We start from the raw sequence: 23,340 nt of genomic DNA on the forward strand, positions 1-23,340 counted from the left end.
CGACCTCGCGGGCGACGCGGGTGACCTCGTCGGCGAAGGCGGAGAGCTGGTCGACCATCGTGTTGATCGTCGACTTCAGCTCCAGGATCTCGCCCTTCGCCTCGACCGTGATCTTCTTGCCCAGGTCGCCCTGGGCGACGGCGGTGGAGACCAGCGCGATGTTGCGGACCTGCGAGGTCAGGTTGTCCGCCATGAAGTTGACGTTGTCGGTGAGGTCCTTCCAGACGCCGGAGACGCCGCGCACCTGGGCCCGGCCGCCGAGGTTGCCCTCGGTGCCGACCTCGCGGGCGACGCGGGTGACCTCGTCGGCGAAGGCGGAGAGCTGGTCGACCATCGTGTTGATCGTCGACTTCAGCTCCAGGATCTCGCCCTGGGCGTCGACGGTGATCTTCTGGCTCAGGTCGCCGTTGGCGACGGCGGTGGTGACCTGGGCGATGTTGCGCACCTGCGAGGTCAGGTTCGAGGCCATGAAGTTGACGTTGTCGGTGAGGTCCTTCCACACGCCCGACACGCCCCGCACCTGGGCCCGGCCGCCGAGCTGACCCTCGGTGCCGACCTCGCGGGCGACCCTGGTCACCTCGTCGGCGAAGGCGGACAGCTGGTCGACCATCGTGTTCACCGTCAGCTTCAGTTCGAGCAGCTCGCCGGTCGCCTCGACGGTGACCGTACGGGTCAGGTCGCCGCGGGCCACCGCCGTCGTCACCACGGCGATGTCACGCACCTGGGCGGTCAGCCGGGACGCCATCGTGTTGACGGCCTCGGTCACGGCCCGCCAACTGCCCGACAGCCCGGTCACCTTGGCGCGTCCGCCGAGCCGCCCCTCGGTGCCCACCTCCCGCGCGACCCGGGTCACCTCGCCCGTGAACAGCGAGAGCTGGTCGACCATCTTGTTCACGGCACGGCCCAGCCGGCGCAGGTCACCCCGTAACTGCCGGCTGCCGTCGTGCAGGTCGACCCGCTGGGTGAGGTCACCGCCCGCCACCGCGTCCAGCACCCGCGTGGCGTTGGCCGCCGGGGCCACCAGGGCGTCCAGGATCTGGTTGACGTCGTTGACCCGCGACGTCCACGCGCCCTGGCCCGGACTGGCCGAAACCCGCTCGTCGAGCCGCCCGTGGCGCACCAACTCCCGCTTCACGCGCTGCACTTCCCCGTTGAAATGCGTGCTGCGGTCCACGATCTGGTTGAAGGCCGCCGTGAGTTCGGCCACGATGCCGTGACCGGTCTCGGGCACCTTCCTGAAGTCACCGTCCCGGGCCGCGGTCATCGCGGCGAGCAGCGGGCGCAGCTCGGATGCTCGGACTTGTGCCGCTTTTTGTCCGTCTTCGAGCGCACGTGTAGCACTGTTCTCACTCATGGCGGCCCACTTCGGTAACTCGGCGCTTATGGGCGTGGTCAGTCTGTCACTCTGTCGGCATCGACTGAGGCGTATTCGTCCGAACCGTTCGGGGAGCTGTCCATGGGGGCCATTCCGACGCAACGGGACACCGCTCCCTGTGCCTGCGGGGCGCCGGCGCCTGGGTGCACGAGCGCACACGAGGGCGCGGAATCCTGCGCGCGGACGGGCACGACCCTCCCCGGAAGCCCCCTCGCGCCCGGATCGGCCCGCGCGCTCGTGCGTGCCGCGGCCGCGGAGTGGGCCGAGGCCCGTCTGCCCGGCGCCGACCTCCTCACCGACCGTCTCGTCGACGACACCGTGCTCGTCGCCAGCGAACTCGTCACCAACGCCGTCGTGCACGCGGGCACCGAGGTCGTGCTGGAGTGCCGGCTGGAACAGGACACCGGGGCGGTGGTCGTGGAGGTCGCCGACCACCACCCCTCCCGCGCGCCCCGCGACGCGCAGAGCGAGGTGCCGTACGAGACACCGGAGTACGGCCGCGGACTGCGCCTGGTCGCCTCGCTCGCCGAATCCTGGGGCGTCACCTTCCGCAGGGGCACCAAGACGGTGTGGGCGCGGCTGACCGCCGAGGCGCGCACGGCCGCGGGCGCGGAGGCGTACGACGGCCGGCTCGCCCTGGAGCGCGGGCTGCGCGCCGCGGAGATCCTCGCGCCCGACCCGCAGCGCGCCGAGCGCGACCGGGACTGGCTCCACCGGGGCGCCCTGTCCTTTCTCGCCGAGGCCTCCGACCTGCTCGCCGGGCAGCTCGACGAGAACCTGGTCGCCGCGCTCGCCGGGCAGCTGATCGTGCCGCGGCTCGCGGACTGGTGCGCGGTGTGGCTGGAGGACGAGGCCATGGGCCGCGGCTGGGCCGACGGCACGGCGGGGGCCGGGCCCCGGCTCGCCCGTGTCTGGCACGGCAGCGAGAACCGCATCGAGGAACTGCGCCGCTCGCTGGAGAAGGACCCTCCCCACCCGGCCGGCCCGTTACGGTCCGGACCCGTACCGCACCCCTGGCCCGGGGAGGCGCTCGGGGTGCGCGACGAGCACGGCACGGCACTCGCCTACCGCCTGATCGCGGGCGGCCGCCCGCTCGGCACGCTCGTCATCGGACGGGCCGGGCTGCTGCGCTTCCCCGACGAGGTCACCGGGCTGATCGAGGACCTCAGCCGCCGGGTGGCGCTCGCCATCGGCGCGGCACGCCAGTACGCCCGGCAGGCGACCATCAGCCAGGTGCTCCAGCGCGGGCTGCTGCCCGCCGCCGTCGCCGAGATCCCCGGCGTGCGCAGCGCCCTCGTCTACGAGCCGTGCGACCAGGGCGGCCCCAGCGGCGACTTCTACGACCTCTTCCCGGCCGGCGACGGCCGCTGGTGCTTCGCCGTCGGCGACGTCCAGGGCAAGGGCCCGGAGGCCGCCGTCGTCATCGGACTGGCCCGCCCCTGGCTGCGCCTGCTCGCGCGTGAGGGCTACCGCGTCGCGGACGTCCTCGACCGCCTCAACCGGCTGCTCCTCGACGACGCCACCGAGGCCGCGGACGCCGCCGCCCGCGCCCTGGTCAGGCCGCCCGCCCCCGGCGACGGACCGCAGACCCGCTTCCTGTCGCTCCTCTACGGCGAGCTGGCGCCCTTCGACGGCGGTGTCCGCTGCACCCTCGCCTCCGCCGGGCACCCGCTCCCGCTGCTGCTCGGCCCGCACGGGGACGTCCGTACGGCCGCGCGTCCGCAGACCCTCCTCGGGGTCGTCGAGGACGAGACCTACACCAGCGAGACCTTCGAGCTGCGGCCCGGCGACAGCCTGCTGTGCGTCACGGACGGAGTGACCGAACGCCGCGACGGCTCCCGCATGTTCGACGACGCCGACGGGCTCGCGGACGCCCTCGCCGGGTGCGCGGGCCTGAGCGCCCAGCTGATCGCGGAGCGCATCCGCCGGCTCGTGCACGAGTTCGGCGGGAGGCCGCCGGAGGACGACCTGGCGCTGCTGGTGCTGCAGGCGGAGTAGCTCCCGCCCGCGGTACTGGACAATGGAGGGCATGCCTTCCGCCCTTCCCGACGGCGAGCCGGTCCCCGCCGACGGCGCCCTCCCCGCGTCCGCGCTCACCGCTGCCGCCGACCGCCCCCTCGGGTTCTACCTGCACGTCCCGTACTGCGCGACCCGCTGCGGCTACTGCGACTTCAACACCTACACCGCCACCGAGCTGCGCGGCACGGGCGGCGTCCTCGCCTCCCGTGACCACTACGCGGACATCCTGGCCGACGAGGTCCGCCTGGCCCGCAAGGTCCTCGGCGACGACCCGCGCCCGGTGCGCACCGTCTTCGTGGGCGGCGGCACGCCCACGCTGCTGGACGCGGGCGATCTCGTACGGATGCTGGGCGCGATCCGCGACGAGTTCGGCCTCGCGCCGGACGCCGAGATCACCACGGAGGCGAACCCGGAGTCGGTCGACCCGGCCTATCTGGCGGCCCTGCGCGAGGGCGGCTTCAACCGCATCTCCTTCGGCATGCAGAGCGCGCGGCAGCACGTGCTGAGGATCCTGGACCGCACCCACACCCCGGGCCGCCCCGAGGCGTGCGTGGCCGAGGCCCGCGCGGCCGGCTTCGAGCACGTCAACCTGGACCTGATCTACGGCACCCCGGGGGAGTCGGACGACGACTGGCGGGCGACGCTGCGGGCGGCGATCGGCGCGGGCCCGGACCATGTGTCGGCGTACGCCCTGATCGTCGAGGAGGGCACCCGGCTGGCCCGGCGCATCCGCCGCGGCGAGATCCCGACGACGGACGACGACGTCCACGCGGACCGGTACCTGATCGCGGAGGACGTGCTGTCCGCGGCCGGTTTCGACTGGTACGAGGTCTCCAACTGGGCCACCACCGCCGAGGCCCGCTGCCTGCACAACGAGCTGTACTGGCGCGGTGCCGACTGGTGGGGCGCGGGCCCCGGCGCGCACTCGCACGTCGGCGGGGTGCGCTGGTGGAACGTGAAGCACCCCGGCGCGTACGCGGCGGCACTGGCGCAGGGCCGGTCCCCGGGGGCGGGGCGCGAGCTGCTGTCGGAGGAGGACCGACGGGTGGAGCGGATCCTGCTGGAGCTGCGGCTGCGGGAGGGGGCGCCGCTGGACCTGCTGAGGCCGGAGGGGCTCGCGGCCGCACGCCGCGCGCTCGCGGACGAACTGCTGCAGCGGGGCCCGTACGAGGAGGGCCGGGCCGTGCTGACGCTGCGCGGCCGGCTGCTGGCGGACGCGGTGGTCAGGGACCTGGTGGACTGATCACCCGGGCGAGCGCGTCCTGCTCACGGGGCCGGCGGGTCGGGGAGACGACGCCGGTGAGTTCGGGACGCCCCCCCGGCATCGAACCTCACCGCTACCCGGTGACGAAGTCGATCAGTTCCTCCACCCGTCCCAGCAGCTCCGGCTCCAGGTCCTTGTAGGAGCCGACCCGCTTCAGGATCGCCTGCCACACGGCCCCGGTGTTCTCCGGCGGCCAGCCCAGCGCGCGGCACACGCCCGTCTTCCAGTCCTGCCCGTGCGGGACGCGCGGCCACGCCTCGATGCCGAGGGAGGCCGGCTTCACCGCCTCCCAGATGTCGATGTACGGGTGGCCCACCACCAGCGCGTGCTCACCGGTCACCGACGCGGCGATGCGCCACTCCTTCGTCCCCGGCACCAGATGGTCGACCAGGACGCCGAGCCGCGCGTCCGGGCCGGGGTCGAACTCGGCCACGATCGACGGCAGGTCGTCGACGCCCCCGAGGTACTCCACGACCACGCCCTCGACGCGCAGGTCGTCGCCCCACACCTTCTCGACCAGCTCCGCGTCGTGCCGGCCCTCGACGTAGATGCGCCCGGCGCGCGCCACCCGCGCGCGTGCGCCGGGGACGGCCACCGAACCGGACGCGGTACGGGCGGGACGCACCGGAGCCGCGCCGGACGGGCGCACGAGCGTCACCACCCGGCCCTCCAGCAGGAACCCCCGCGGCTCCAGCGGGAACACCCGGTGCTTGCCGAAGCGGTCCTCCAGCGTCACCGTGCCCGCCTCGCAGCGGATCACCGCGCCGCAGAAACCGGTGCCGGGTTCCTCGACCACCAGCCCCGGCTCGGCCGCCACCTCCGGGACCGGCTTGGACTTCTTCCACGGAGGGGTGAGGTCGGCGGAGTACTGGCGCATTCGGACGACGATAGGAGAACCGGCCCGCCGGCGGTCACGACACGCCGAAACGCGCCGCAAGCTCGTCCCGCTGAGCCCGCACGAAGCGCGCGTCCACCACCGCTCCGTGACCGGGCACGTACAGCGCGTCCTCGCCGCCCAGCGCGAGCAGCCGGTCGAGCGCGGCGGGCCAGTGCGACGGTACGGCGTCGGGACCGGCCTGCGGCTCGCCGGACTCCTCGACCAGGTCGCCGCAGAAGACCACCTCCGGCGAGCCGGGCACCAGCACCGCCAGGTCGTGGGCGGTGTGGCCGGGACCCACGTTCGCCAGCAGAACCTGCCGGCCGCCGCCCAGGTCGAGGGTCCACTCGCCGGAGACATGGTGCCGGGGACCGGTCAGCGCGTCCACGGCCTCCTCCGCCGCCTGCGCGTCCAGACCGTTGCCCACCGCGTCCGAGCGCAGCTCCTCGCGCGCGTGCCGTGCCCCGAACAGGGTGTCCATGCCCACCGCGCCGTACGTCTGCGTGCCCGCGAACGCCGCCGCCCCGAAGACATGGTCGAAGTGCGGATGCGTCAGGGCGAGATGGGTCACACGGTGACCGGTGAGCCGTTGTGCCTCGGTGCGCAGCCGCGTGCCCTCCGCGAGGCTGGAGCCCGCGTCGATCAGGAGCGCCGTGCCCTCGCCGACGACCAGGCCCGCCGTGCAGTCCCAGCGCGGCAGACGGCGGCGCCCGACCCCGGCCGCCACCCGCTCCCACCCGAGCTCTTCCCAAGTCACCGTCATACCGCGACGCTAGCGGTACGGGCCGGTCCGGCAGGGACTGCCTTGCCCGGGGCGTACCCCACCGCCGTACACTGGGCCGGGGAACTCTGGCACTCGGATGGACAGAGTGCCAGGCGAAGCGCCCGGGGACGACTTTCTGGAGGTGTGCGCGATGCTGAGTGAACGACGACTCCAGGTACTGCGTGCCATCGTCCAGGACTACGTCGGCACCGAGGAGCCGGTGGGCTCCAAGGCCCTGACCGAGCGGCACAGCCTCGGCGTCTCCCCGGCCACCGTGCGCAACGACATGGCGGCCCTGGAGGACGAGGGCTACATCGCCCAGCCGCACACCAGCGCCGGGCGCATCCCGACCGACAAGGGCTACCGGCTCTTCGTCGACAAGCTCGCCGGCGTCAAGCCGATGACCGGGCCCGAGCGGCGGGCCATCCAGAACTTCCTCGACGGGGCGGTCGACCTGGACGACGTGGTGGCGCGGACCGTGCGGCTGCTCGCGCAGCTGACCCGGCAGGTCGCCGTCGTGCAGTACCCCTCGCTGACCCGCTCGACGGTGCGGCACGTGGAGCTGCTCTCGCTCGCGCCGGCGCGCGTGATGCTCGTGCTGATCACCGACACCGGCCGGGTCGAGCAGCGCATGGTCGACTGCCCGGCGCCGTTCGGGGAGGCCTCGCTCGCGGATCTGCGGGCGCGGCTCAACAGCAAGGTCGCGGGCCGCCGCTTCGCGGACGTCCCGCGACTGGTCGAGGACCTGCCCGAGGGCTTCGACGTCGAGGACCGGGGTACGGTCTCGATGGTGCTCTCCACCCTCCTGGAGACACTCGTCGAGGAGAACGAGGAGCGGCTGATGATCGGCGGCACCGCCAATCTCACGCGCTTCGGACATGACTTCCCCCTCACCATCCGCCCCGTGCTCGAGGCGCTGGAGGAGCAGGTCGTGCTCCTCAAGTTGCTGGGGGAGGCCGGAGATTCGGGCATGACCGTACGCATCGGTCATGAGAACGCCTACGAGGGACTCAACTCCACTTCTGTGGTGTCGGTGGGCTACGGTTCGGGCGGCGAGGCAGTCGCCAAGCTCGGCGTGGTCGGACCGACCCGCATGGACTACCCGGGAACGATGGGAGCGGTACGCGCAGTGGCACGGTACGTCGGACAGATCCTGGCGGAGTCGTAAGTGGCCACGGACTACTACGCCGTTCTAGGCGTGCGCCGCGACGCGTCGCAGGAAGAGATCAAGAAGGCCTTCCGGCGGCTCGCGCGCGAGCTGCACCCGGACGTCAACCCGGACCCGAAGACCCAGGAGCGGTTCAAGGAGATCAACGCCGCCTACGAGGTGCTGTCGGACCCGCAGAAGAAGCAGGTCTACGACCTCGGTGGCGACCCCCTCTCGCAGGCCCAGGGCGGCGGTGCGGGCGGCTTCGGCGCGGGTGGCTTCGGCAACTTCTCCGACATCATGGACGCCTTCTTCGGCACGGCGTCGCAGCGCGGTCCGCGCTCGCGCACCCGCCGCGGCCAGGACGCCATGATCCGGCTGGAGATCGAGCTCGACGAGGCGGCCTTCGGCACGACCAAGGACATCCAGGTCGACACGGCGATCGTCTGCTCCACCTGCAACGGGGAGGGCGCGGCGCCGGGCACCACCGCCCAGACCTGCGACATGTGCCGTGGCCGCGGTGAGGTCTCGCAGGTCACCCGGTCCTTCCTGGGCCAGGTCATGACCTCGCGGCCGTGCCCGCAGTGCCAGGGCTTCGGCACCGTGGTGCCCAGCCCCTGCCCGGAGTGCGCGGGCGACGGCCGGGTGCGTTCCCGCCGTACCCTCACGGTCAAGATCCCGGCCGGTGTGGACAACGGCACCCGCATCCAGCTCGCGGGCGAGGGCGAGGTCGGCCCCGGCGGCGGCCCGGCCGGCGATCTCTACGTCGAGATCCACGAGCTGCCGCACTCGACGTTCCAGCGGCGCGGCGACGACCTGCACTGCACGGTGACGATCCCGATGACCGCGGCGGCCCTCGGCACCAAGGTGCCGCTGGAGACGCTGGACGGCATGGAGGAGGTCGACATCCGGCCCGGCACCCAGTCCGGCCAGTCGATCCCCCTGCACGGCCGGGGCGTGACGCACCTGCGGGGCGGCGGGCGCGGCGACCTCATCGTGCACGTCGAGGTCCAGACCCCGAACAAGCTCGACCCCGACCAGGAGCGGCTGCTGCGCGAACTGGCCAAGCTGCGCGGCGAGGAGCGCCCGCAGGGGCAGTTCCAGCCGGGCCAGCAGGGGTTGTTCTCGCGCCTGAAGGACGCGTTCAACGGCCGCTGACGCGAGGTGGGCGGGCTGCCGGGGGTCCCGGAGGACGCGTTCGGCGGCCGCCGGGCCCCACCCGTCACGGCCGCCCGTCCGCAGGGCACGGGCGGCCCGCACGGAGGGGACGGGTGGATTCGGACTTGTTCGGAGGACGTGACAACATGCCGTCATGTCCTCCGCGCTGACCGATCTCTTCCCTCATCCGATCGTGCAGGCCCCCATGGCGGGCGGCGTCTCCGTGCCCCATCTCGCGCAGGCCGTGTCCGAGGCGGGCGGGCTGGGATTCCTGGCCGCCGGGTACAAGACGGCCGACGGCATGTACCAGGAGATCAAGCAACTGCGCGGGCTGACCACCCGCCCCTTCGGCGTGAACCTGTTCCTGCCGCAGCCCGACCACGCCGACCCCGGCGCGATCGAGATCTACGCCCACCAGCTGGCCGGTGAGGCCGCCTGGTACGAGACGGAGCTCGGCGACCCGGACAGCGGCCGCGACGACGGCTTCGACGCCAAGCTCGCGGTGCTGCTCGACAACCCCGTGCCGGTGGTCTCCTTCCACTTCGGCGTGCCGAGCCGCGAGGTGATCGACTCCCTGCACCGCGCCGGCACCTTCACCCTGGTCGCCGCGACGACCGCGGAGGAGGCCCTGGCGGTGGAGCACGCGGGCGCGGACGCGGTGATCGCGCAGGGCGTGGAGGCCGGCGGCCACCAGGGCACCCACCGGGACGCCCCGGAGAACAACGGCGCCGGTGTCGGCCTGCTCTCCCTCGTCGCCCAGGTGCGCGAGACCGTGAGCATCCCGATCGTCGCCGCCGGCGGCATCATGCGCGGCGGGCAGATCGCCGGGGTGCTGGCGGCGGGCGCGAGCGCGGCCCAGCTCGGCACGGCGTTCCTCGCCACCCCGGAGTCCGGCGCCACCGCCGTCCACAAGCAGGCGCTGACCAACCCCCTGTTCGTACGTACGGAGTTGACGCGCGCGTTCAGCGGCCGCCCGGCCCGCGGCCTGGTCAACCGCTTCATGCGCGAGCACGGCCCGTACGCCCCCGCCGCCTACCCGGAGATCCACCACCTCACGGCGCCGCTGCGCAAGAAGGCCGCCGCGTCCGGCGACGCGCAGGGCATGGCCCTGTGGGCGGGGCAGGGCCACCGCATGGCGCGGGAGCTTCCGGCCGGCCGGCTGGTGGAGGTCCTCGCCGCCGAGCTCGACGCGGCCAGGACAGCGTTGTCGGCCAAGGGGGACATGCGATGACCGCACCCGTGTTCGTGATCGCGTCGCTGGAGGGCGTCACCGCCGGGGAGGTCGTCGGGCTGGACGGCCCCGAGGGCCGCCACGCGGTGTCCGTACGGCGGCTGCAGCCCGGCGAGGGCGTGGTGCTGACGGACGGCCGGGGCCGGGGCGCGGCCGGTGCGGTGGTGCGGACGGAGGGCAAGGACCGGCTGTTCGTCGAAGTCTCCGAGCTGCCGTTCGAGCCCGAGCCCGCGCCCCGGATCACCGTCGTGCAGGCCCTGCCCAAGGGGGATCGCGGCGAGCTGGCCGTCGAGACGATGACCGAGACCGGCGTCGACGCGATCGTGCCCTGGTCGGCGGCCCGCTGCATCACCCGGTGGAAGGGCGAGCGGGGTCAGAAGGCGCTGGCCAAATGGCGTGCCACGGCCCGTGAGGCGGGCAAGCAGTCCCGCCGGCTGCGCTTCCCGGAGGTCGCGGACGCGGCAACGACCGAGCAGGTTGCCGCACTTCTGGCCAAAGCCGCCCTCGCCGCCGTGCTCCACGAGGACCGTGCGTACACCAGTGAGCCGCTGGCGACCGCCGACCTGCCCGCCGAGGGTGAGATCGTGCTGGTCGTGGGCCCCGAAGGGGGTGTCTCGGAGCAGGAGTTGACGCTCTTCGAGGAGGCGGGCGCGAGGGCGTACCGGCTCGGGCGTAGCGTGCTGCGTACATCGACCGCGGGGACCGCGGCGACCGCTCTGCTCCTCGGCCGTACCGGCCGCTGGTCCTGAAAGCCCCAGGGGGAACACCGTGGAACTTGCCCAGGTCAGGCTCCTCGTCAGCGACTTCGCCGGCTGCTACCGCTTCTACTGCGAGGTGCTCGGCCTCAAGCCGCAGTCGGGCGCGGCCGAGGGGCCGTACGAGAAGTTCAGCCCGGCCACCGGCTCGGCGGGGATCGCCCTGCAGGACCGGTCGATGATGGCCGAGGTCCTGAACGAGCTGGGCGACACGGCGACCGGCCACCGCTCCCTGGTGGTCCTGCGCGTCGACGACCTCGACACCTACTGCGAGCAGATCACCACCCGCGGCGCCACCCTCCTGCACGGCCCGTCCCCGATGACCGAACGGATGCGGGTGGCCCACCTCAAGGACCCCGAGGGCAACCTGGTGGAACTTCAGGAGTGGCTGCTGCTGCGCGGCTGACCCGTGCCGCACCGGCGCTTTTGTGACCGTATGCGCTCTACCGCCGGACGGCGACCGGTGGCAGGCTGCCGTCCATGGGGGCGTTGAGGCAGATCTGGCGGCGGCCGCGGGGACGGCGGGTCGCGGCCGCGACGGCCTGTGCGGTGGCAGTCGTGGGCGGGGCCGTGGCGTGCGACCCCAACGGAATGAGCGCCGCGGCGGTGGCGTACACGACGGACCAGACCGCGACAGCGGCGCTGAAGGCGCAGCATGTGGACGTGCAGTGGCTCAGCTGTACCGCCAACTACGGCAGCAACAACCAGGCGTCGAGCCCGGCCCCCTCGGCGAGCCGGACCACCGTCGCCAACGTCGACTGCCAGGGGCAGACCAAGGGCGGGCAGGAGATCACCGTCACCGGCAAGGTCACGCGGGCCGTCGACGGGGCCTGTGTGCGCGGTGATCTGACCGCCAAGGTCGGCAACAAGGTCTGGTTCCACGTGAGCGGGCTCGGCAACTGCAACGCGACGCCGTCGCCCATCATCAACATCCCCTCCAACGGACAGCAGCCGGGGGCCACCGTCACCGTGACGGTCACCAAGACCATCTGGTGCAAGGGCGATCCGCAGTGCTGGCCCGTGGAGGGCAAGTGATCGAAAGGTCTGGTTGCGCGAGCCGCACCTGCTTAAGGTGATCGGGTGACTCAGCCCGCCTCACCGGCCTCCGCAGCCTCCTCCGTCTATGTTCGATTCCCGCATGTGCACGGCGAGTTGGTGACCTTCGCCGCAGAGGACGACATCTGGCTCGCGCCCCTCGACGGCGGCCGGGCCTGGCGGGTCAGCGCCGACGACGTGCCGGTCTCCGCGCCGCGCATCTCGCCCGACGGCACGACCGTCGCCTGGACCTCCGCCCGCGACGGCGCCCCGGAGGTGCACATCGCGCCGGTCGACGGCGGACCGGCCAAGCGGCTGACGCACTGGGGCAGTTGGCGCACCCAGGTGCGCGGCTGGACCCCCGACGGCCGGGTCCTGGCGATCACCACGCACGGCCAGGCCAGCCTGCGCCGCTCCTGGGCGCACGCCGTCCCGCTCGACGGCGGACCGTCGGACCTGCTGCCGTACGGGCCCGTCGGCGGTGTCGCGTACGGGCCGGGCACCGTGCTGCTGTCCGCGCCGATGGGGCGGGAGGCGGCCTGGTGGAAGCGCTACCGGGGCGGGACGGCCGGGAAGCTGTGGATCGACCGCGAGGGCCGGGGCGAGTTCGTACGCCTGCACGAGGACCTGGACGGGAACCTCGAGTTCCCGGTGTGGGCGGGGGAGCGCATCGCCTTCCTCTCCGACCACGAGGGCACCGGAGCGCTGTACTCCTCCCTCGCCGACGGCTCCGATCTGCGCCGGCACACCCCGATCGACGGCTTCTACGCCCGGCACGCGGCCGGGGACGGCACCCGGGTCGTCTACGCGTCCGCCGGTGAACTGTGGATCCTCGACGACCTGGAAGGGGCCGAGCCGCGCCGGCTCGACATCCGGCTCGGCGGGCAGCGGGGCGGCCGGCACCCCTTCCATCTGGACGCCGCCCACTGGTTCGGCTCCGGCGCGCCCGACCACACCGCGCGCGGCAGCGCGATCGCCGTCCGCGGCGCCGTGCACTGGGTCACCCACCGCTCGGGCCCGGCCCGCGCGCTGGCCGCCGCACCCGGCGTACGGGCCCGGCTGCCGCGCACCTTCCGGGCGGAGGGCGAGGAGTGGGTGGTGTGGGTGACGGACGCGGAGGGCGACGACGCGCTGGAGTTCGCGCCCGCCACCGGCCTCGCTCCCGGCGCCACTCCGCGCCGGCTCGCCGCCGGGCAGCTCGGCCGGGTCCTCGGGCTCGCCATGGCACCCGACGGCAGCCGGGCCGCTGTCGCCGCGCACGACGGCCGGGTGCTGCTCGTCGAGCGCGAGACCGGCGAGGTCCGCGAGATCGACCGCAGCGACGACGGAGACGTCTCCGGCCTGGTCTTCTCACCCGACTCGGCGTGGCTCGCCTGGTCCCACCCCGGCCCGCGCCCGCTGCGCCAGCTCCGCCTCGCCAACACCACCGACCTCTCGGTCACCGAGGCGACCCCGCTCCGCTTCCAGGACTACGCCCCCGCCTTCACCCTCGACGGCAAGCACCTCGCGTTCCTGTCCAACCGCTCCTTCGACCCGGTCTACGACGAGCACGTCTTCGACCTGGCGTTCGTGGTCGGCGACCGCCCGCACCTGATCACGCTGGCCGCGACGACCCCCTCGCCCTTCGGGCCGCAGCGGCACGGCCGGCCCTTCGAGACGGCCGACAAGGACGAGACCCCCGACAGCGAGGGCGCCCCGGCCACCCGCATCGACCTGGAGGGCCTCGCCGACCGGATCGTGCCGTTCCCGGTCGAGGCCGCCCGCTACTCCAACCTGCGCGCGGCCCGGGACGGCGTGCTGTGGCTGCGCCACCCGGTGCAGGGCGTCCTCGGCTCCTCCCGGGCCACTCCGGACGATCCCGACCCGCGGACCGAGCTGGAGCGCTACGACCTCGCGCAGCACCGCCTGGAGCATCTGGCCGCCGACGCCGACCACTTCGCGGTGAGCGGTGACGGCAAGCGGGTCCTGCTGTGGACGGACGGCCGGCTGAAGGTGGTCCCCAGCGACCGGCGGGCCTCGAACGACGACGACAGCGACACGAACGTCACGGTCGACCTCTCCCGGGTCCGGCAGACCGTCGACCCGTCGGCCGAGTGGCGGCAGATGTACGAGGAGACCGGCCGCATCATGCGGGACCACTTCTGGCGGCCCGACATGAGCGGCGTCGACTGGCCGGACGTCCTGGACCGCTACCGGCCCGTGCTGGAGCGGATCGCCACCCACGACGACCTCGTCGACCTGCTGTGGGAGGTACAGGGCGAGCTCGGCACCTCCCACGCCTACGTCGTCCCGAGCGGCGGCCACGGCCACGGGCCCCGGCAGGGCCTGCTCGGCGCCGACATCTCGCGGCACGAGGACGGCGGCTGGCGCATCGACCGCATCCTGGCCACGGAGACCTCCGACCCGGCCGCCCGCTCCCCGCTCGCCGCACCCGGCGTCGCGGTGCGGGCGGGCGACGCGATCGTGGCGGTGGGCGGCGTCCCGGTGGACCCGGTCACCGGGCCCGGCCCGCTGCTCGTCGGCACGGCCGGCAAGCCCGTCGAACTGACCGTCTCCCCGGCCGGCGGCGGTGAGGCGCGGCACGCGGTGGTCGTCCCGACGGCCGACGAGGAACCCCTGCGCTACCACGCGTGGGTGGCGGACCGCCGTGCCCACGTCCACGAGCGCTCCGGCGGCCGCCTCGGCTACCTCCACGTCCCCGACATGCAGGCCCCGGGCTGGGCCCAGATCCACCGCGACCTGCGCGTCGAGGTGGCCCGCGAGGGCCTGGTCGTCGACGTCCGGGAGAACCGCGGCGGCCACACCTCCCAGCTCGTGGTGGAGAAGCTGGCGCGGCGCATCGTCGGCTGGGCCCTGCCCCGCGGCATGCGCGCCTACAGCTACCCGCAGGACGCGCCGCGCGGTCCGGTGGTCGCCGTGGCCAACGAGTTCTCCGGCTCCGACGGCGACATCGTCAACGCGGCGATCAAGGCCCTGGGCATCGGCCCGGTCGTCGGGACGCGGACCTGGGGCGGGGTGATCGGCATCGACAGCCGCTACCGGCTGGTCGACGGCACGCTCGTCACCCAGCCCAAGTACGCGTTCTGGCTGGAGGGTTACGAGTGGGGCGTGGAGAACCACGGCGTGGACCCGGACGTGGAGGTGATCCAGAGCCCGCAGGACCACGCGGCGGGCCGGGACCCCCAGCTCGACGAGGCGATCCGCATCGCTCTGGAGGCCCTCGCGGAGACCCCCGCCAAGACGCCGCCGAGCCTGGACTGACCCCCTGGGGACAGGGCCTGGATACGATGCCCCCGTACGCGATCGGCCGGCTTGAGGAGAGCACATGCCAGGGGAGCCGCAGGACGACTGCCTGTTCTGCAAGATCGTCGAAGGTCATGTCCCGGCGACGATCGTCCGGGAAACGGAAACCACCGTCGCGTTCCGGGACATCAACCCCCAGGCACCCACCCACGTCCTGGTGATCCCCCGGGCCCACTACCCGAACGCCGCCGCGCTCGCCGCCGCCGAACCGGCCCTCGCCGCCGACCTGCTGCTCGCGACCCAGGAGATCGCCGACGAGGACAAGCTGGAGAGCTACCGCATCGTCTTCAACACGGGCGCAGGCGCCGGCCAGACCGTCTTCCACGTGCACGCCCACATCCTCGGCGGCCGCGGCATGCAGTGGCCCCCCGGATAACCACCGGTGTCCGTACGTGAATTGGTGGTCCTCGGCACCGCCAGCCAGGTGCCGACCCGGCAGCGCAACCACAACGGCTATCTGCTGCGCTGGGACGGCGAGGGCCTGCTCTTCGACCCCGGCGAGGGCACGCAGCGCCAGATGCTGCGGGCGGGCGTCGCCGCGCACGACCTGAACCGGATCTGCGTCACCCACTTCCACGGGGACCACTCGCTGGGCCTGGCCGGTGTCGTCCAGCGCATCAACCTCGACCGGGTGCCGCACCAGATCAGCGCGCACTACCCGGCCTCCGGGCAGCGCTTCTTCGACCGGCTGCGGTACGCGACGGCCTACCGGGAGACGGTCGCGCTCACCGAGGCACCGGTCGACGCGGACGGCGTCCTCGCCGTGACGGCCTCGTACACCCTCGAAGCGCGCCGGCTCTCCCACCCCGTCGAGTCCTACGGCTACCGGCTCGTCGAGCCCGACGGCCACCGCATGCTGCCCGGGCGGCTGGCGGCGCACGGCATCACCGGCCCGGACGTCGGGCGCCTGCAGCGGGAGGGCACGTTCAACGGCGTCACGCTGGCGGACGTCAGCGAGGTGCGGCGCGGCCAGCGGTTCGCGTTCGTCATGGACACCCGGCTGTGCGACGGGGTCCACGCGCTCGCCGAGGGCTGCGACCTGCTCGTCATCGAGTCGACCTTCCTCGACGAGGACGCCGCCCTCGCGCATGAGCACGGCCACCTCACCGCCGGGCAGGCGGCGGCCGTGGCACGGGAGGCGGGCGTACGGCATCTCGTGCTCACGCACTTCAGCCAGCGCTACCCGGAACCGGAGGAGTTCGAGCGGCAGGCACGGGCCGCGGGCTTCGAGGGGGAGCTGACCGTCGCGCACGATCTGCTGCGGGTACCGGTTCCGAAACGCCGGTAAAACACCCGTACGATACTTCGATGCCCCTCCCCAAAGCAGAACTGCACCTCCACATCGAAGGCACCCTGGAGCCGGAGCTGGCCTTCGAGCTCGCGGCGCGCAACGGCGTCGAGCTGCCGTACGCCGACACCGGCGAGCTCCGCGAGGCGTACCGCTTCGAGGACCTGCAGTCCTTCCTGAACCTGTACTACGGGCTCATGGCCGTCCTGCGCACCGAGCGGGACTTCGAGGACCTCGCCAACGCCTACCTGGCCCGCGCCGCGGCGCAGGGCGTGCGGCACGCGGAGATCTTCTTCGACCCGCAGGCACATCTGGCACGGGGCGTGGCGATGGGCACGGTGGTGGACGGGCTGTGGCGCGCGCTGGGCAGCAGCGAGGCGAACCACGGCGTCTCGACGCGGCTCATCCTGTGCTTCCTGCGGGACGAGTCCGCCGAGTCGGCCTTCGAGACCCTGCACGCGGCCAAGCCGTACCTGGACCGGATCACCGGTGTCGGCCTCGACTCGGCCGAGGTGGGGCACCCGCCGGTGAAGTTCCGCGAGGTGTTCGAGGCCGCCGCGGCGCTCGGCCTGCGGCGGGTGGCGCACGCCGGCGAGGAGGGTCCGCCGGAGTACGTCACCGAGGCGCTGGACGTGCTCGGCGTCGAGCGCGTCGACCACGGGCTGCGGTGCATGGAGGACCCGGCGCTGGTCGAGCGGCTGGTCCGCGACCGCGTCCCGCTGACCCTGTGCCCGCTGTCCAACGTCCGGCTGCGCACGGTCGCCGCCCTCGCCGACCACCCGCTCCCCGCGATGCTCGACGCCGGCCTGATGTGCACCGTCAACTCCGACGACCCGGCCTACTTCGGCGGCTACGCCGGTGACAACTTCACCGCCGTGCGCGCCACCCTGGGCCTGTCCGAGGACCGCCTGCGCGAGCTGGCCCGCAACTCCTTCCTCGCGTCCTTCCTGGAGGACGACGAGGAGCGGCGGGCCAGGTGTCTCGCCGAGGTGGAGGCGTACGAGTTCCCGGGCCACAGCGCCGGCTAGCCGACCAGGACCGCCCACCGCCCGCGCCGGTCCAGGAGGGCGGCGAGGCCGATCACGTACGACAGCGCCACCGGGTGGAGCGGGTTCCAGGCGATCTCGCCGCCCGCGAACGTGCCGAGGTCGGTCGCGGACGCGCCGAGCACGACGCAGCCGGCGATCAGGCGGTGCCGGCGCCCACCGGGACGGCCCGGCCGAACAACCGCGGGCCGACGGCGCCCGCGGCCGTCAGGCCCGGCAGCCCGGCGCCGAGCGCCACCGCGAAGACAGGCCGGGTGGACGAGCGCCCCGCACGCGGTGCGCGGGCGTCCGCCGTCCGTGCGGAGGGGCGCGTCAACGCCAGTGCGCCGAGCCTCCCGCGCCGGGCGCGCTCGCCTCGATCTTCAGCCGGATCTCCCGCATCACCGCGACGATCCGCTCCTGGTGCTCCGGCGTCAGCCGGGCCACCGGCACCGAGCAGCTGATCGCGTCCTGGGCGGGAGCCTCGTAGCGCAGCGCGAAGCCGAAGCCGACGATGCCGAGGACGCCCTCCTCTCGGTCGACCGAGTAGCCGCGGGCGCGGATCTCGGCGAGATCGGCGGCCAGGGCCTTTCTGCCGGTGTGGGTGTGGGGGGTCGCCGCCGGGTACGGCCCCTCGGGCAGCTCCGCGTCGCCCCGCTCGGCCAGCAGCGCCTTGCCCAGCGCGCCGACGTGGGCCGGCAGCCGGCGGCCGACCCGGCTGATGGTGCGCAGGTACTCGTGCGACTCGCGGGTCGCGAGGTACGCCACGTCGCGGCCGTCCAGCCGCCCCAGGTGGATCGTCTCGCCGAGCGTGTCGGAGGCCTCGTCGAGATACGGGCGCACGATGCGCACGCGCGGGTCGGAGTCCAGGTAGCTGGTGCCGGTGAGCAGGGCGTGGATGCCGATGCCGTAGAGCGAGCCGGTGATGTCCGTGCGCACCCAGCCCCGGCCGATCAGGGTCTGCAGCAGCGCGTACATCGAGCTGCGCGGCACGCCCAGCTCGTCCGCCAGCTCCTGCAGCCGGGCGGGCCGGTCGCCGCGCGCAGCGAGCAGTTCCAGCAGCTCGACCGTCCGTGCGGCCGACTTCACCTCGCGGACGCCATCAGTCTCCGACATGGGGCGATGGTAGGCGGCCGGCGTCGGCCCGTTGACGGCCGCCGTTCGCATATCTAAGCTCTGTCTCTATACGTAGACGACATCTATATGGGGAGATGCTGTGACCGGGACGAGGACGGCTGTCGGGAGGCTGCGGGACGGGATGGAGGACGGGGTGCTCTCCTTCCCGCTGACCTCGTTCCACGACGACGGCTCGCTCGACCCGGAGGGCTGCCGCGCCCATCTCGCGGCCCAGCTCGCCACCGCGCCCGGCGCCGTCTTCCCGGCCTGTGGCACCGGCGAGTTCTTCTCGCTGGACGAGGACGAGTACCGGCAGGTGGTGACCGTCGCGGTCGAGGAGGCGGGCGGGCGCGTGCCCGTCGTCGCCGGTGTCGGCTACGGCTGGGCGCAGGCCGCGCGGTTCGCGCGCATCGCGGAGGAGGCCGGCGCCGACGCGCTCCTCGTCCTGCCGCACTACCTGGTCGCCGCCCCGCAGGACGGCCTGGTCGCCCAGCTGGAGCGGATCGCGGCCCGTACCCGGCTGCCGCTCATCGCCTACCAGCGCGGCCAGGTCGCCTTCACCGCCGACTCGCTGCGGCGCATCGCCGGGATTGCGAACGTCATCGGCCTCAAGGACGGCCACAGCGACCTCGACCGCCTCCAGCGCCTCACCCTCGCCGCCCCGGAGGGCTTCCTCTTCTTCAACGGCGCGTCCACCGCCGAGATCCAGGCCCGCGCCTACGCCACCGTCGGCGTCCCCGCCTACTCCTCGGCCGTGCACGCCTTCGCCCCGGAGATCGCGAACACCTTCTTCACGGCGCTGCGGAAGGAGGACCTGGCCACCGTCGAGACACTGCTGCGCGACTTCTACGTCCCGCTCGTCGAACTCCGCGACCGCGTACCGGGATACGCCGTGTCACTGGTGAAGGCGGCGGCCCGGCTGCGCGGCCGGCCCGTCGGCCCCGTGCGCGCCCCGCTCGCCGACCCCTCGGCCGCCGACCTGGCGGACCTCGCGACCCTGCTGTCCACCGGACTCGACCTCGTAGGAGCCTCCCTGTGAACCTCACCATCACCGACGTACGGCTGACGCCGATCCTGGTCGCCGACCCGCCGCTGCTCAACACGCAGGGCGTGCACCAGCCGTACACCCCGCGCCTCGTCGTGGAGGTGGTGACGGCCGACGGGATCACCGGTGTGGGCGAGACGTACGGCGACACCCAGTACCTGGAGCTGGCACGGCCGTTCGCCCGGAAGCTGAGGGGGCGTCAAGTCACCGATCTGAACGGGCTGTTCACGATCGCGGACGAGGTCGCCGTGGACGGCACCCGGATCTGCGGGCAGGTCGACGTCGGCGGGCTGCGCGGTGTGCAGACCGCCGACAAGCTGCGGCTGTCCGTCGTCTCCGGCTTCGAGGTCGCCTGTCTGGACGCCCTCGGCAAGGCGCTCGGCCTGCCCGTGCACGCGCTGCTGGGCGGCAAGGTGCGCGACGCGGTCGAGTACAGCGCCTACCTGTTCTACAGGTGGGCCGGCCACCCCGAGGGCGTGGTCTGCGAGCAGGACGACTGGGGTGCCGCGGTCGACCCGGCCGGGGTCGTCGAGCAGGCCCGGACGTTCACGGAGCGGTACGGATTCACCTCCTTCAAGCTCAAGGGCGGCGTCTTCCCGCCCGACCAGGAGATCGCCGCGATCCGGGCGCTGGCCGAGGCGTTCCCCGGGCACCCGCTGCGCCTGGACCCCAACGGCGCCTGGTCGGTGGAGACCTCGCTGAAGGTGGCCGCGGAGCTCGGGGACGTCCTCGAGTACCTGGAGGACCCGGCGCTCGGCACCCCGGCGATGGCCGAGGTGGCCGCCGCCACGGGCGTGCCGCTGGCCACCAACATGTGCGTGACGACGTTCGCCGAGATCGAGGAGGCGTTCACCCAGGGCGCCGTCCAGGTCGTCCTGTCCGACCACCACTACTGGGGCGGGCTGCGCAACACCCAGCAACTCGCCGCCGTCTGCCGCGCCTTCGGCGTCGGTGTCTCCATGCACTCCAACACCCACCTGGGGATCAGCCTGGCCGCGATGACTCATGTCGCGTCCACCGTGCCGAACCTCCACCACGCCTGTGACTCCCACTACCCCTGGCAGTCCGAGGACGTGCTCACCGAGCGGCTGACCTTCGCCGGCGGCAAGGTCGCCGTCTCCGACGCGCCGGGCCTCGGCGTCGAACTCGACCGCGCGAAGCTCCAGTCGCTGCACCGGCGGTGGCTCGACGACGACGGCACGCTGCGCGAGCGCGACGACGCGGCGGCGATGCGCGCCGCGGACCCCCGGTGGGTCACCCCCACCGTCCCCCGCTGGTGATGCCGCGCCGCACCACCCTCTTGGCCCCGCCCCGGCCCCCTGACCGGCACCCTCCCCTTCCCCTGCTCACGACCGGAGCCGCTCGTGTCCGCGGCAAGCCCCGAGAACGACCGCGTCCGCGCGCGCCCGGCACCCGCCGCCGCCCCGGCCCGGAAGGCGACTCCCGGGGCCGCCCGGACGGCGCGGCCGGGGGGCGCGGCGGCCTGAGCGGGCGGGGCCGCGGCGGCGGCGCGCTGTCGGCGGGGTGGTGCACACTGGCCTGATCCGCACCATGTCAGGGAGCGCACCGTGATCACGCCCACCGGGAAGGGACCGTCGCCCATCACCCGAGGACCCCAGTGCCAGGCCCAGGTCGACCCCCTGGCCGCGCTGCGCCGTCCGGACGATCCGCCCTGGGACGTGTATCTCACCGGCACCGTCTTCCTCGACATCATCTTCACCGGGCTCGACTCCGCCCCGGTGCGCGGGACCGAGTCCTGGGCGCGCGGGATGGGGTCGAGCCCCGGCGGCGTGGCGAACATGGCCACCGCACTGGCCCGTCTCGGCCTGCGGACGTCGCTGGCCGCGGCCTTCGGCGACGACCACTACGGCGAGTACTGCTGGGACGCGCTGGAGCAGGGCGAGCACATCGACCTGTCCGCCTCCCGCACCATCCCCGGCTGGCACTCCCCGGTCACCGTCTCCATGGCGTACGAGGGCGAGCGCACGATGGTCTCCCACGGCCACGAACCCCCCTTCGAGGCCGTGCTCGACCAGGCCGGCAACCACGACCTCACCCCCCGCGCGCGTGCCGCCATCGCCGCGCTCACCCCCGGCAGGCGCGCCCCCTGGATCGCCGAGGTCGCCGCCCGCGGCACCCGCATCTTCGCCGACGTCGGCTGGGACGACAGCGGCGCCTGGGACCTCGCGGGCCTGGCCGACCTCGAACACTGCGAGGCCTTCCTGCCGAACGCGGAGGAGGCGATGCGGTACACGGGCGCCACCTGCCCCCGCGCCGCCGCCCACGCCCTCACCGAACACGTACCGCTCGCGGTGGTCACCCTCGGCGCCGAGGGGGCGTACGCGGTGGACCGCCGTACCGGCGAGACCGCCGAGGTCCCCGCCATCGCGGTGGAGGCCCTGGACCCCACCGGCGCGGGCGACGTCTTCGTGGCGGGCTTCGTCGCCGGCACGCTCGCCGGCTGGCCCCTCGCCGACCGCCTCGCCTTCGCGGGCCTCACGGCGGCCCTGTCGGTGCAGGAGTTCGGCGGCTCCCTGTCCGCGCCGGGCTGGTCCGAGATCGGCGCCTGGTGGCGCGAGGTGCAGTCGGTGCGGAGCCAGGACCCGGCCGCCCTGCGCCGGTACGCCTTCCTGCAGAGGCTCGTGCCGGAGGAGGAGGCGCGGCCGTGGCCGCTGCGCCGGGCGGTGCCGACGATCGGTTTCAGGTCCGCGTAGCGGGCGCGGCCCTGTGAAACACGGGGCACGGAAAAGCCCTACGGCGTTGTCACCGCCCCGGCGTACCCTTGAAATCGCCAGGCAGCCCCAGCGGCTAGCGTGCCGTAACGAGGAGGACGAGCAAGGCCTACGAGCCGGCCCATGACTCAGACACCCACAGCTCACAGCCCCGCGCAGGGGCAGGCACGAGCAGAGTTCACCGTCCCCGCCCAGCACCCGATGGTCACCGTTCTGGGGTCCGGCGACTCCCTTCTGCGCGTGATCGAGACGGCCTTCCCGGCGGCCGACATCCATGTCCGGGGCAATCAGATCAGCGCGGTCGGCGACTCGAAGGACGTCGCCCTCATTTCGCGCGTGTTCGACGAGATGATGCTGGTGCTCCGCACCGGGCAGCCGATGACGGAGGACGCAGTGGAACGCTCGATCGCCATGCTGAAGGCGAGCGAGAACGGGACGAGCGACGGCCAGGAGACCCCGGCCGAGGTACTGACGCAGAACATCCTGTCCTCCCGCGGCCGCACCATCCGCCCCAAGACCCTCAACCAGAAGCGGTACGTCGACGCGATCGACAAGCACACGGTCGTCTTCGGCATCGGCCCCGCCGGCACCGGCAAGACCTACCTCGCCATGGCCAAGGCGGTGCAGGCCCTGCAGTCCAAGCAGGTCAACCGCATCATCCTGACCCGTCCGGCGGTCGAGGCCGGCGAGCGGCTCGGCTTCCTGCCCGGCACGCTCTACGAGAAGATCGACCCCTATCTGCGCCCGCTCTACGACGCGCTGCACGACATGCTCGACCCCGACTCGATCCCGCGCCTGATGGCCGCCGGCACCATCGAGGTCGCACCACTCGCCTACATGCGCGGCCGTACCCTGAACGACGCCTTCATCATCCTGGACGAGGCCCAGAACACGAGCCCCGAGCAGATGAAGATGTTCCTCACCCGGCTCGGCTTCGACTCGAAGATAGTGATCACCGGTGACGTGACGCAGGTCGACCTGCCCAGCGGCACCAAGTCGGGCCTGCGCCAGGTCCAGGACATCCTGGAGGGCGTCGAGGACGTCCACTTCTCCCGCCTCACGTCCCACGACGTCGTACGGCACAAGCTGGTGGGCCGTATCGTCGACGCGTACGAGAAGTACGACAGCAAGCACGGCACCGAGAACGGCGGCCACAAGGGCGGCCGGGGCAGGCAGTCCGGGCACAAGGGGAAGTAGACCGAGCAGC

At 73.2% G+C, this 23,340-nt stretch carries 20 protein-coding genes and 1 pseudogene; 16 read left to right on the forward strand and 5 right to left on the reverse strand.

What is annotated here, in order from left to right:
- Nucleotides 1-1,354, reverse strand: a 1,354-nt coding sequence (locus ACIRPX_RS05250; protein ID WP_404188484.1) for a HAMP domain-containing protein, incomplete at its 3' end; no start/stop codon positions are given.
- A gap of 102 nt (nucleotides 1,355-1,456) precedes the next feature.
- Between ACIRPX_RS05250 and ACIRPX_RS05255 the strand changes: the two genes are divergently transcribed.
- Nucleotides 1,457-3,373 carry a SpoIIE family protein phosphatase gene (locus ACIRPX_RS05255; protein WP_404188487.1) on the forward strand — a complete coding sequence of 639 codons (1,917 nt, stop codon included), beginning with the start codon at nucleotides 1,457-1,459 and terminating at the stop codon, nucleotides 3,371-3,373.
- A gap of 31 nt (nucleotides 3,374-3,404) precedes the next feature.
- Nucleotides 3,405-4,637: a radical SAM family heme chaperone HemW gene (hemW, locus tag ACIRPX_RS05260; protein WP_404188490.1), complete on the forward strand. Its 1,233-nt coding sequence runs from the start codon at nucleotides 3,405-3,407 to the stop codon at nucleotides 4,635-4,637.
- Between the two features lie 94 nt (nucleotides 4,638-4,731).
- Here the strand turns inward: hemW and ACIRPX_RS05265 are convergent, their stop codons facing one another.
- Nucleotides 4,732-5,535: a DUF3097 domain-containing protein gene (locus tag ACIRPX_RS05265; RefSeq protein WP_404188493.1), complete on the reverse strand. Its 804-nt coding sequence runs from the start codon at nucleotides 5,533-5,535 to the stop codon at nucleotides 4,732-4,734.
- Nucleotides 5,536-5,569: 34 nt separating this feature from the next.
- Complete coding sequence (locus ACIRPX_RS05270) at nucleotides 5,570-6,298, reverse strand: MBL fold metallo-hydrolase (RefSeq protein ID WP_404188495.1); 729 nt, start codon at nucleotides 6,296-6,298, stop codon at nucleotides 5,570-5,572.
- A 151-nt stretch (nucleotides 6,299-6,449) separates the two neighbouring features.
- On the opposite strand from ACIRPX_RS05270, the gene hrcA reads away from it, so the two are divergent.
- From hrcA to ACIRPX_RS05320, 10 genes are all read left to right on the forward strand, one after another.
- Entirely contained in the window at nucleotides 6,450-7,466 is a 1,017-nt protein-coding gene (gene hrcA, locus ACIRPX_RS05275) for a heat-inducible transcriptional repressor HrcA (RefSeq protein ID WP_404188497.1), read from the forward strand.
- Nucleotides 7,467-8,603 (forward strand): molecular chaperone DnaJ, encoded by a 1,137-nt coding sequence (dnaJ, locus tag ACIRPX_RS05280; protein WP_404188499.1) that lies wholly within the window; start codon nucleotides 7,467-7,469, stop codon nucleotides 8,601-8,603.
- Nucleotides 8,604-8,757: 154 nt separating this feature from the next.
- Nucleotides 8,758-9,834: a nitronate monooxygenase gene (locus ACIRPX_RS05285; protein WP_404188501.1), complete on the forward strand. Its 1,077-nt coding sequence runs from the start codon at nucleotides 8,758-8,760 to the stop codon at nucleotides 9,832-9,834.
- Complete coding sequence (locus ACIRPX_RS05290) at nucleotides 9,831-10,583, forward strand: 16S rRNA (uracil(1498)-N(3))-methyltransferase (RefSeq protein ID WP_404188503.1); 753 nt, start codon at nucleotides 9,831-9,833, stop codon at nucleotides 10,581-10,583. Before ACIRPX_RS05285 ends, ACIRPX_RS05290 begins: the two co-directional genes overlap by 4 nt.
- A gap of 19 nt (nucleotides 10,584-10,602) precedes the next feature.
- On the forward strand, nucleotides 10,603-10,995 hold the full coding sequence (locus ACIRPX_RS05295; protein WP_404188506.1) for a VOC family protein: 393 nt from the start codon (nucleotides 10,603-10,605) through the stop codon (nucleotides 10,993-10,995).
- Between the two features lie 74 nt (nucleotides 10,996-11,069).
- Nucleotides 11,070-11,624 (forward strand): hypothetical protein, encoded by a 555-nt coding sequence (locus ACIRPX_RS05300; protein WP_404188508.1) that lies wholly within the window; start codon nucleotides 11,070-11,072, stop codon nucleotides 11,622-11,624.
- Nucleotides 11,625-11,669: 45 nt separating this feature from the next.
- On the forward strand, nucleotides 11,670-14,885 hold the full coding sequence (locus ACIRPX_RS05305) for a S41 family peptidase (protein ID WP_404188511.1): 3,216 nt from the start codon (nucleotides 11,670-11,672) through the stop codon (nucleotides 14,883-14,885).
- 64 nt (nucleotides 14,886-14,949) lie between these two features.
- Complete coding sequence (locus ACIRPX_RS05310) at nucleotides 14,950-15,303, forward strand: HIT domain-containing protein (protein WP_404188513.1); 354 nt, start codon at nucleotides 14,950-14,952, stop codon at nucleotides 15,301-15,303.
- 6 nt (nucleotides 15,304-15,309) lie between these two features.
- Nucleotides 15,310-16,215: a ribonuclease Z gene (locus tag ACIRPX_RS05315; RefSeq protein ID WP_404188515.1), complete on the forward strand. Its 906-nt coding sequence runs from the start codon at nucleotides 15,310-15,312 to the stop codon at nucleotides 16,213-16,215.
- Nucleotides 16,216-16,235: 20 nt separating this feature from the next.
- A complete protein-coding gene (locus ACIRPX_RS05320; RefSeq protein ID WP_404188518.1) occupies nucleotides 16,236-17,243 on the forward strand; it encodes an adenosine deaminase in 1,008 nt (335 codons plus the stop codon).
- Here the strand turns inward: ACIRPX_RS05320 and ACIRPX_RS05325 are convergent.
- Both ACIRPX_RS05325 and ACIRPX_RS05330 read right to left on the reverse strand, forming a co-directional pair.
- Nucleotides 17,243-17,508: pseudogene (locus tag ACIRPX_RS05325) on the reverse strand (MFS transporter); the annotation flags it as partial. The gene ACIRPX_RS05320 and the pseudogene ACIRPX_RS05325 sit on opposite strands and share 1 nt — an antisense overlap.
- A 65-nt stretch (nucleotides 17,509-17,573) precedes the next feature.
- The gene (locus ACIRPX_RS05330) at nucleotides 17,574-18,356 is read right to left on the reverse strand and encodes an IclR family transcriptional regulator (protein WP_404188521.1); all 783 of its coding nucleotides are present in this window, start codon (nucleotides 18,354-18,356) and stop codon (nucleotides 17,574-17,576) included.
- Nucleotides 18,357-18,498: 142 nt separating this feature from the next.
- Between ACIRPX_RS05330 and ACIRPX_RS05335 the strand changes: the two genes are divergently transcribed.
- From ACIRPX_RS05335 to ACIRPX_RS05350, 4 genes are all read left to right on the forward strand, one after another.
- The gene (locus tag ACIRPX_RS05335) at nucleotides 18,499-19,395 is read left to right on the forward strand and encodes a 5-dehydro-4-deoxyglucarate dehydratase (RefSeq protein ID WP_404189261.1); all 897 of its coding nucleotides are present in this window, start codon (nucleotides 18,499-18,501) and stop codon (nucleotides 19,393-19,395) included.
- Entirely contained in the window at nucleotides 19,392-20,681 is a 1,290-nt protein-coding gene (locus ACIRPX_RS05340) for a glucarate dehydratase family protein (RefSeq protein ID WP_404188524.1), read from the forward strand. Before ACIRPX_RS05335 ends, ACIRPX_RS05340 begins: the two co-directional genes overlap by 4 nt.
- A 288-nt stretch (nucleotides 20,682-20,969) precedes the next feature.
- Nucleotides 20,970-22,115 (forward strand): carbohydrate kinase family protein, encoded by a 1,146-nt coding sequence (locus ACIRPX_RS05345; RefSeq protein WP_404188527.1) that lies wholly within the window; start codon nucleotides 20,970-20,972, stop codon nucleotides 22,113-22,115.
- A gap of 141 nt (nucleotides 22,116-22,256) precedes the next feature.
- Nucleotides 22,257-23,330, forward strand: coding sequence for a PhoH family protein (locus ACIRPX_RS05350; protein ID WP_404188529.1), 1,074 nt, complete (start codon nucleotides 22,257-22,259; stop codon nucleotides 23,328-23,330).
- Nucleotides 23,331-23,340: the final 10 nt, after the last annotated feature.

This window comes from Streptomyces sp. NPDC101225, from assembly GCF_044767585.1.
Taxonomy (GTDB): domain Bacteria; phylum Actinomycetota; class Actinomycetes; order Streptomycetales; family Streptomycetaceae; genus Streptomyces.

Coding starts and splice junctions, on each gene's coding strand:
- ACIRPX_RS05255 (WP_404188487.1), top strand. CDS start 1,457: ATGGGGGCCATTCCGACGCAACGGGACACCGCTCCCTGTGCCTGCGGG.
- hemW (WP_404188490.1), top strand. CDS start 3,405: ATGCCTTCCGCCCTTCCCGACGGCGAGCCGGTCCCCGCCGACGGCGCC.
- ACIRPX_RS05265 (WP_404188493.1), bottom strand. CDS start 5,535: ATGCGCCAGTACTCCGCCGACCTCACCCCTCCGTGGAAGAAGTCCAAG.
- ACIRPX_RS05270 (WP_404188495.1), bottom strand. CDS start 6,298: ATGACGGTGACTTGGGAAGAGCTCGGGTGGGAGCGGGTGGCGGCCGGG.
- hrcA (WP_404188497.1), top strand. CDS start 6,450: ATGCTGAGTGAACGACGACTCCAGGTACTGCGTGCCATCGTCCAGGAC.
- ACIRPX_RS05285 (WP_404188501.1), top strand. CDS start 8,758: ATGTCCTCCGCGCTGACCGATCTCTTCCCTCATCCGATCGTGCAGGCC.
- ACIRPX_RS05290 (WP_404188503.1), top strand. CDS start 9,831: ATGACCGCACCCGTGTTCGTGATCGCGTCGCTGGAGGGCGTCACCGCC.
- ACIRPX_RS05300 (WP_404188508.1), top strand. CDS start 11,070: ATGGGGGCGTTGAGGCAGATCTGGCGGCGGCCGCGGGGACGGCGGGTC.
- ACIRPX_RS05310 (WP_404188513.1), top strand. CDS start 14,950: ATGCCAGGGGAGCCGCAGGACGACTGCCTGTTCTGCAAGATCGTCGAA.
- ACIRPX_RS05320 (WP_404188518.1), top strand. CDS start 16,236: ATGCCCCTCCCCAAAGCAGAACTGCACCTCCACATCGAAGGCACCCTG.
- ACIRPX_RS05330 (WP_404188521.1), bottom strand. CDS start 18,356: ATGTCGGAGACTGATGGCGTCCGCGAGGTGAAGTCGGCCGCACGGACG.
- ACIRPX_RS05335 (WP_404189261.1), top strand. CDS start 18,499: ATGGAGGACGGGGTGCTCTCCTTCCCGCTGACCTCGTTCCACGACGAC.
- ACIRPX_RS05350 (WP_404188529.1), top strand. CDS start 22,257: ATGACTCAGACACCCACAGCTCACAGCCCCGCGCAGGGGCAGGCACGA.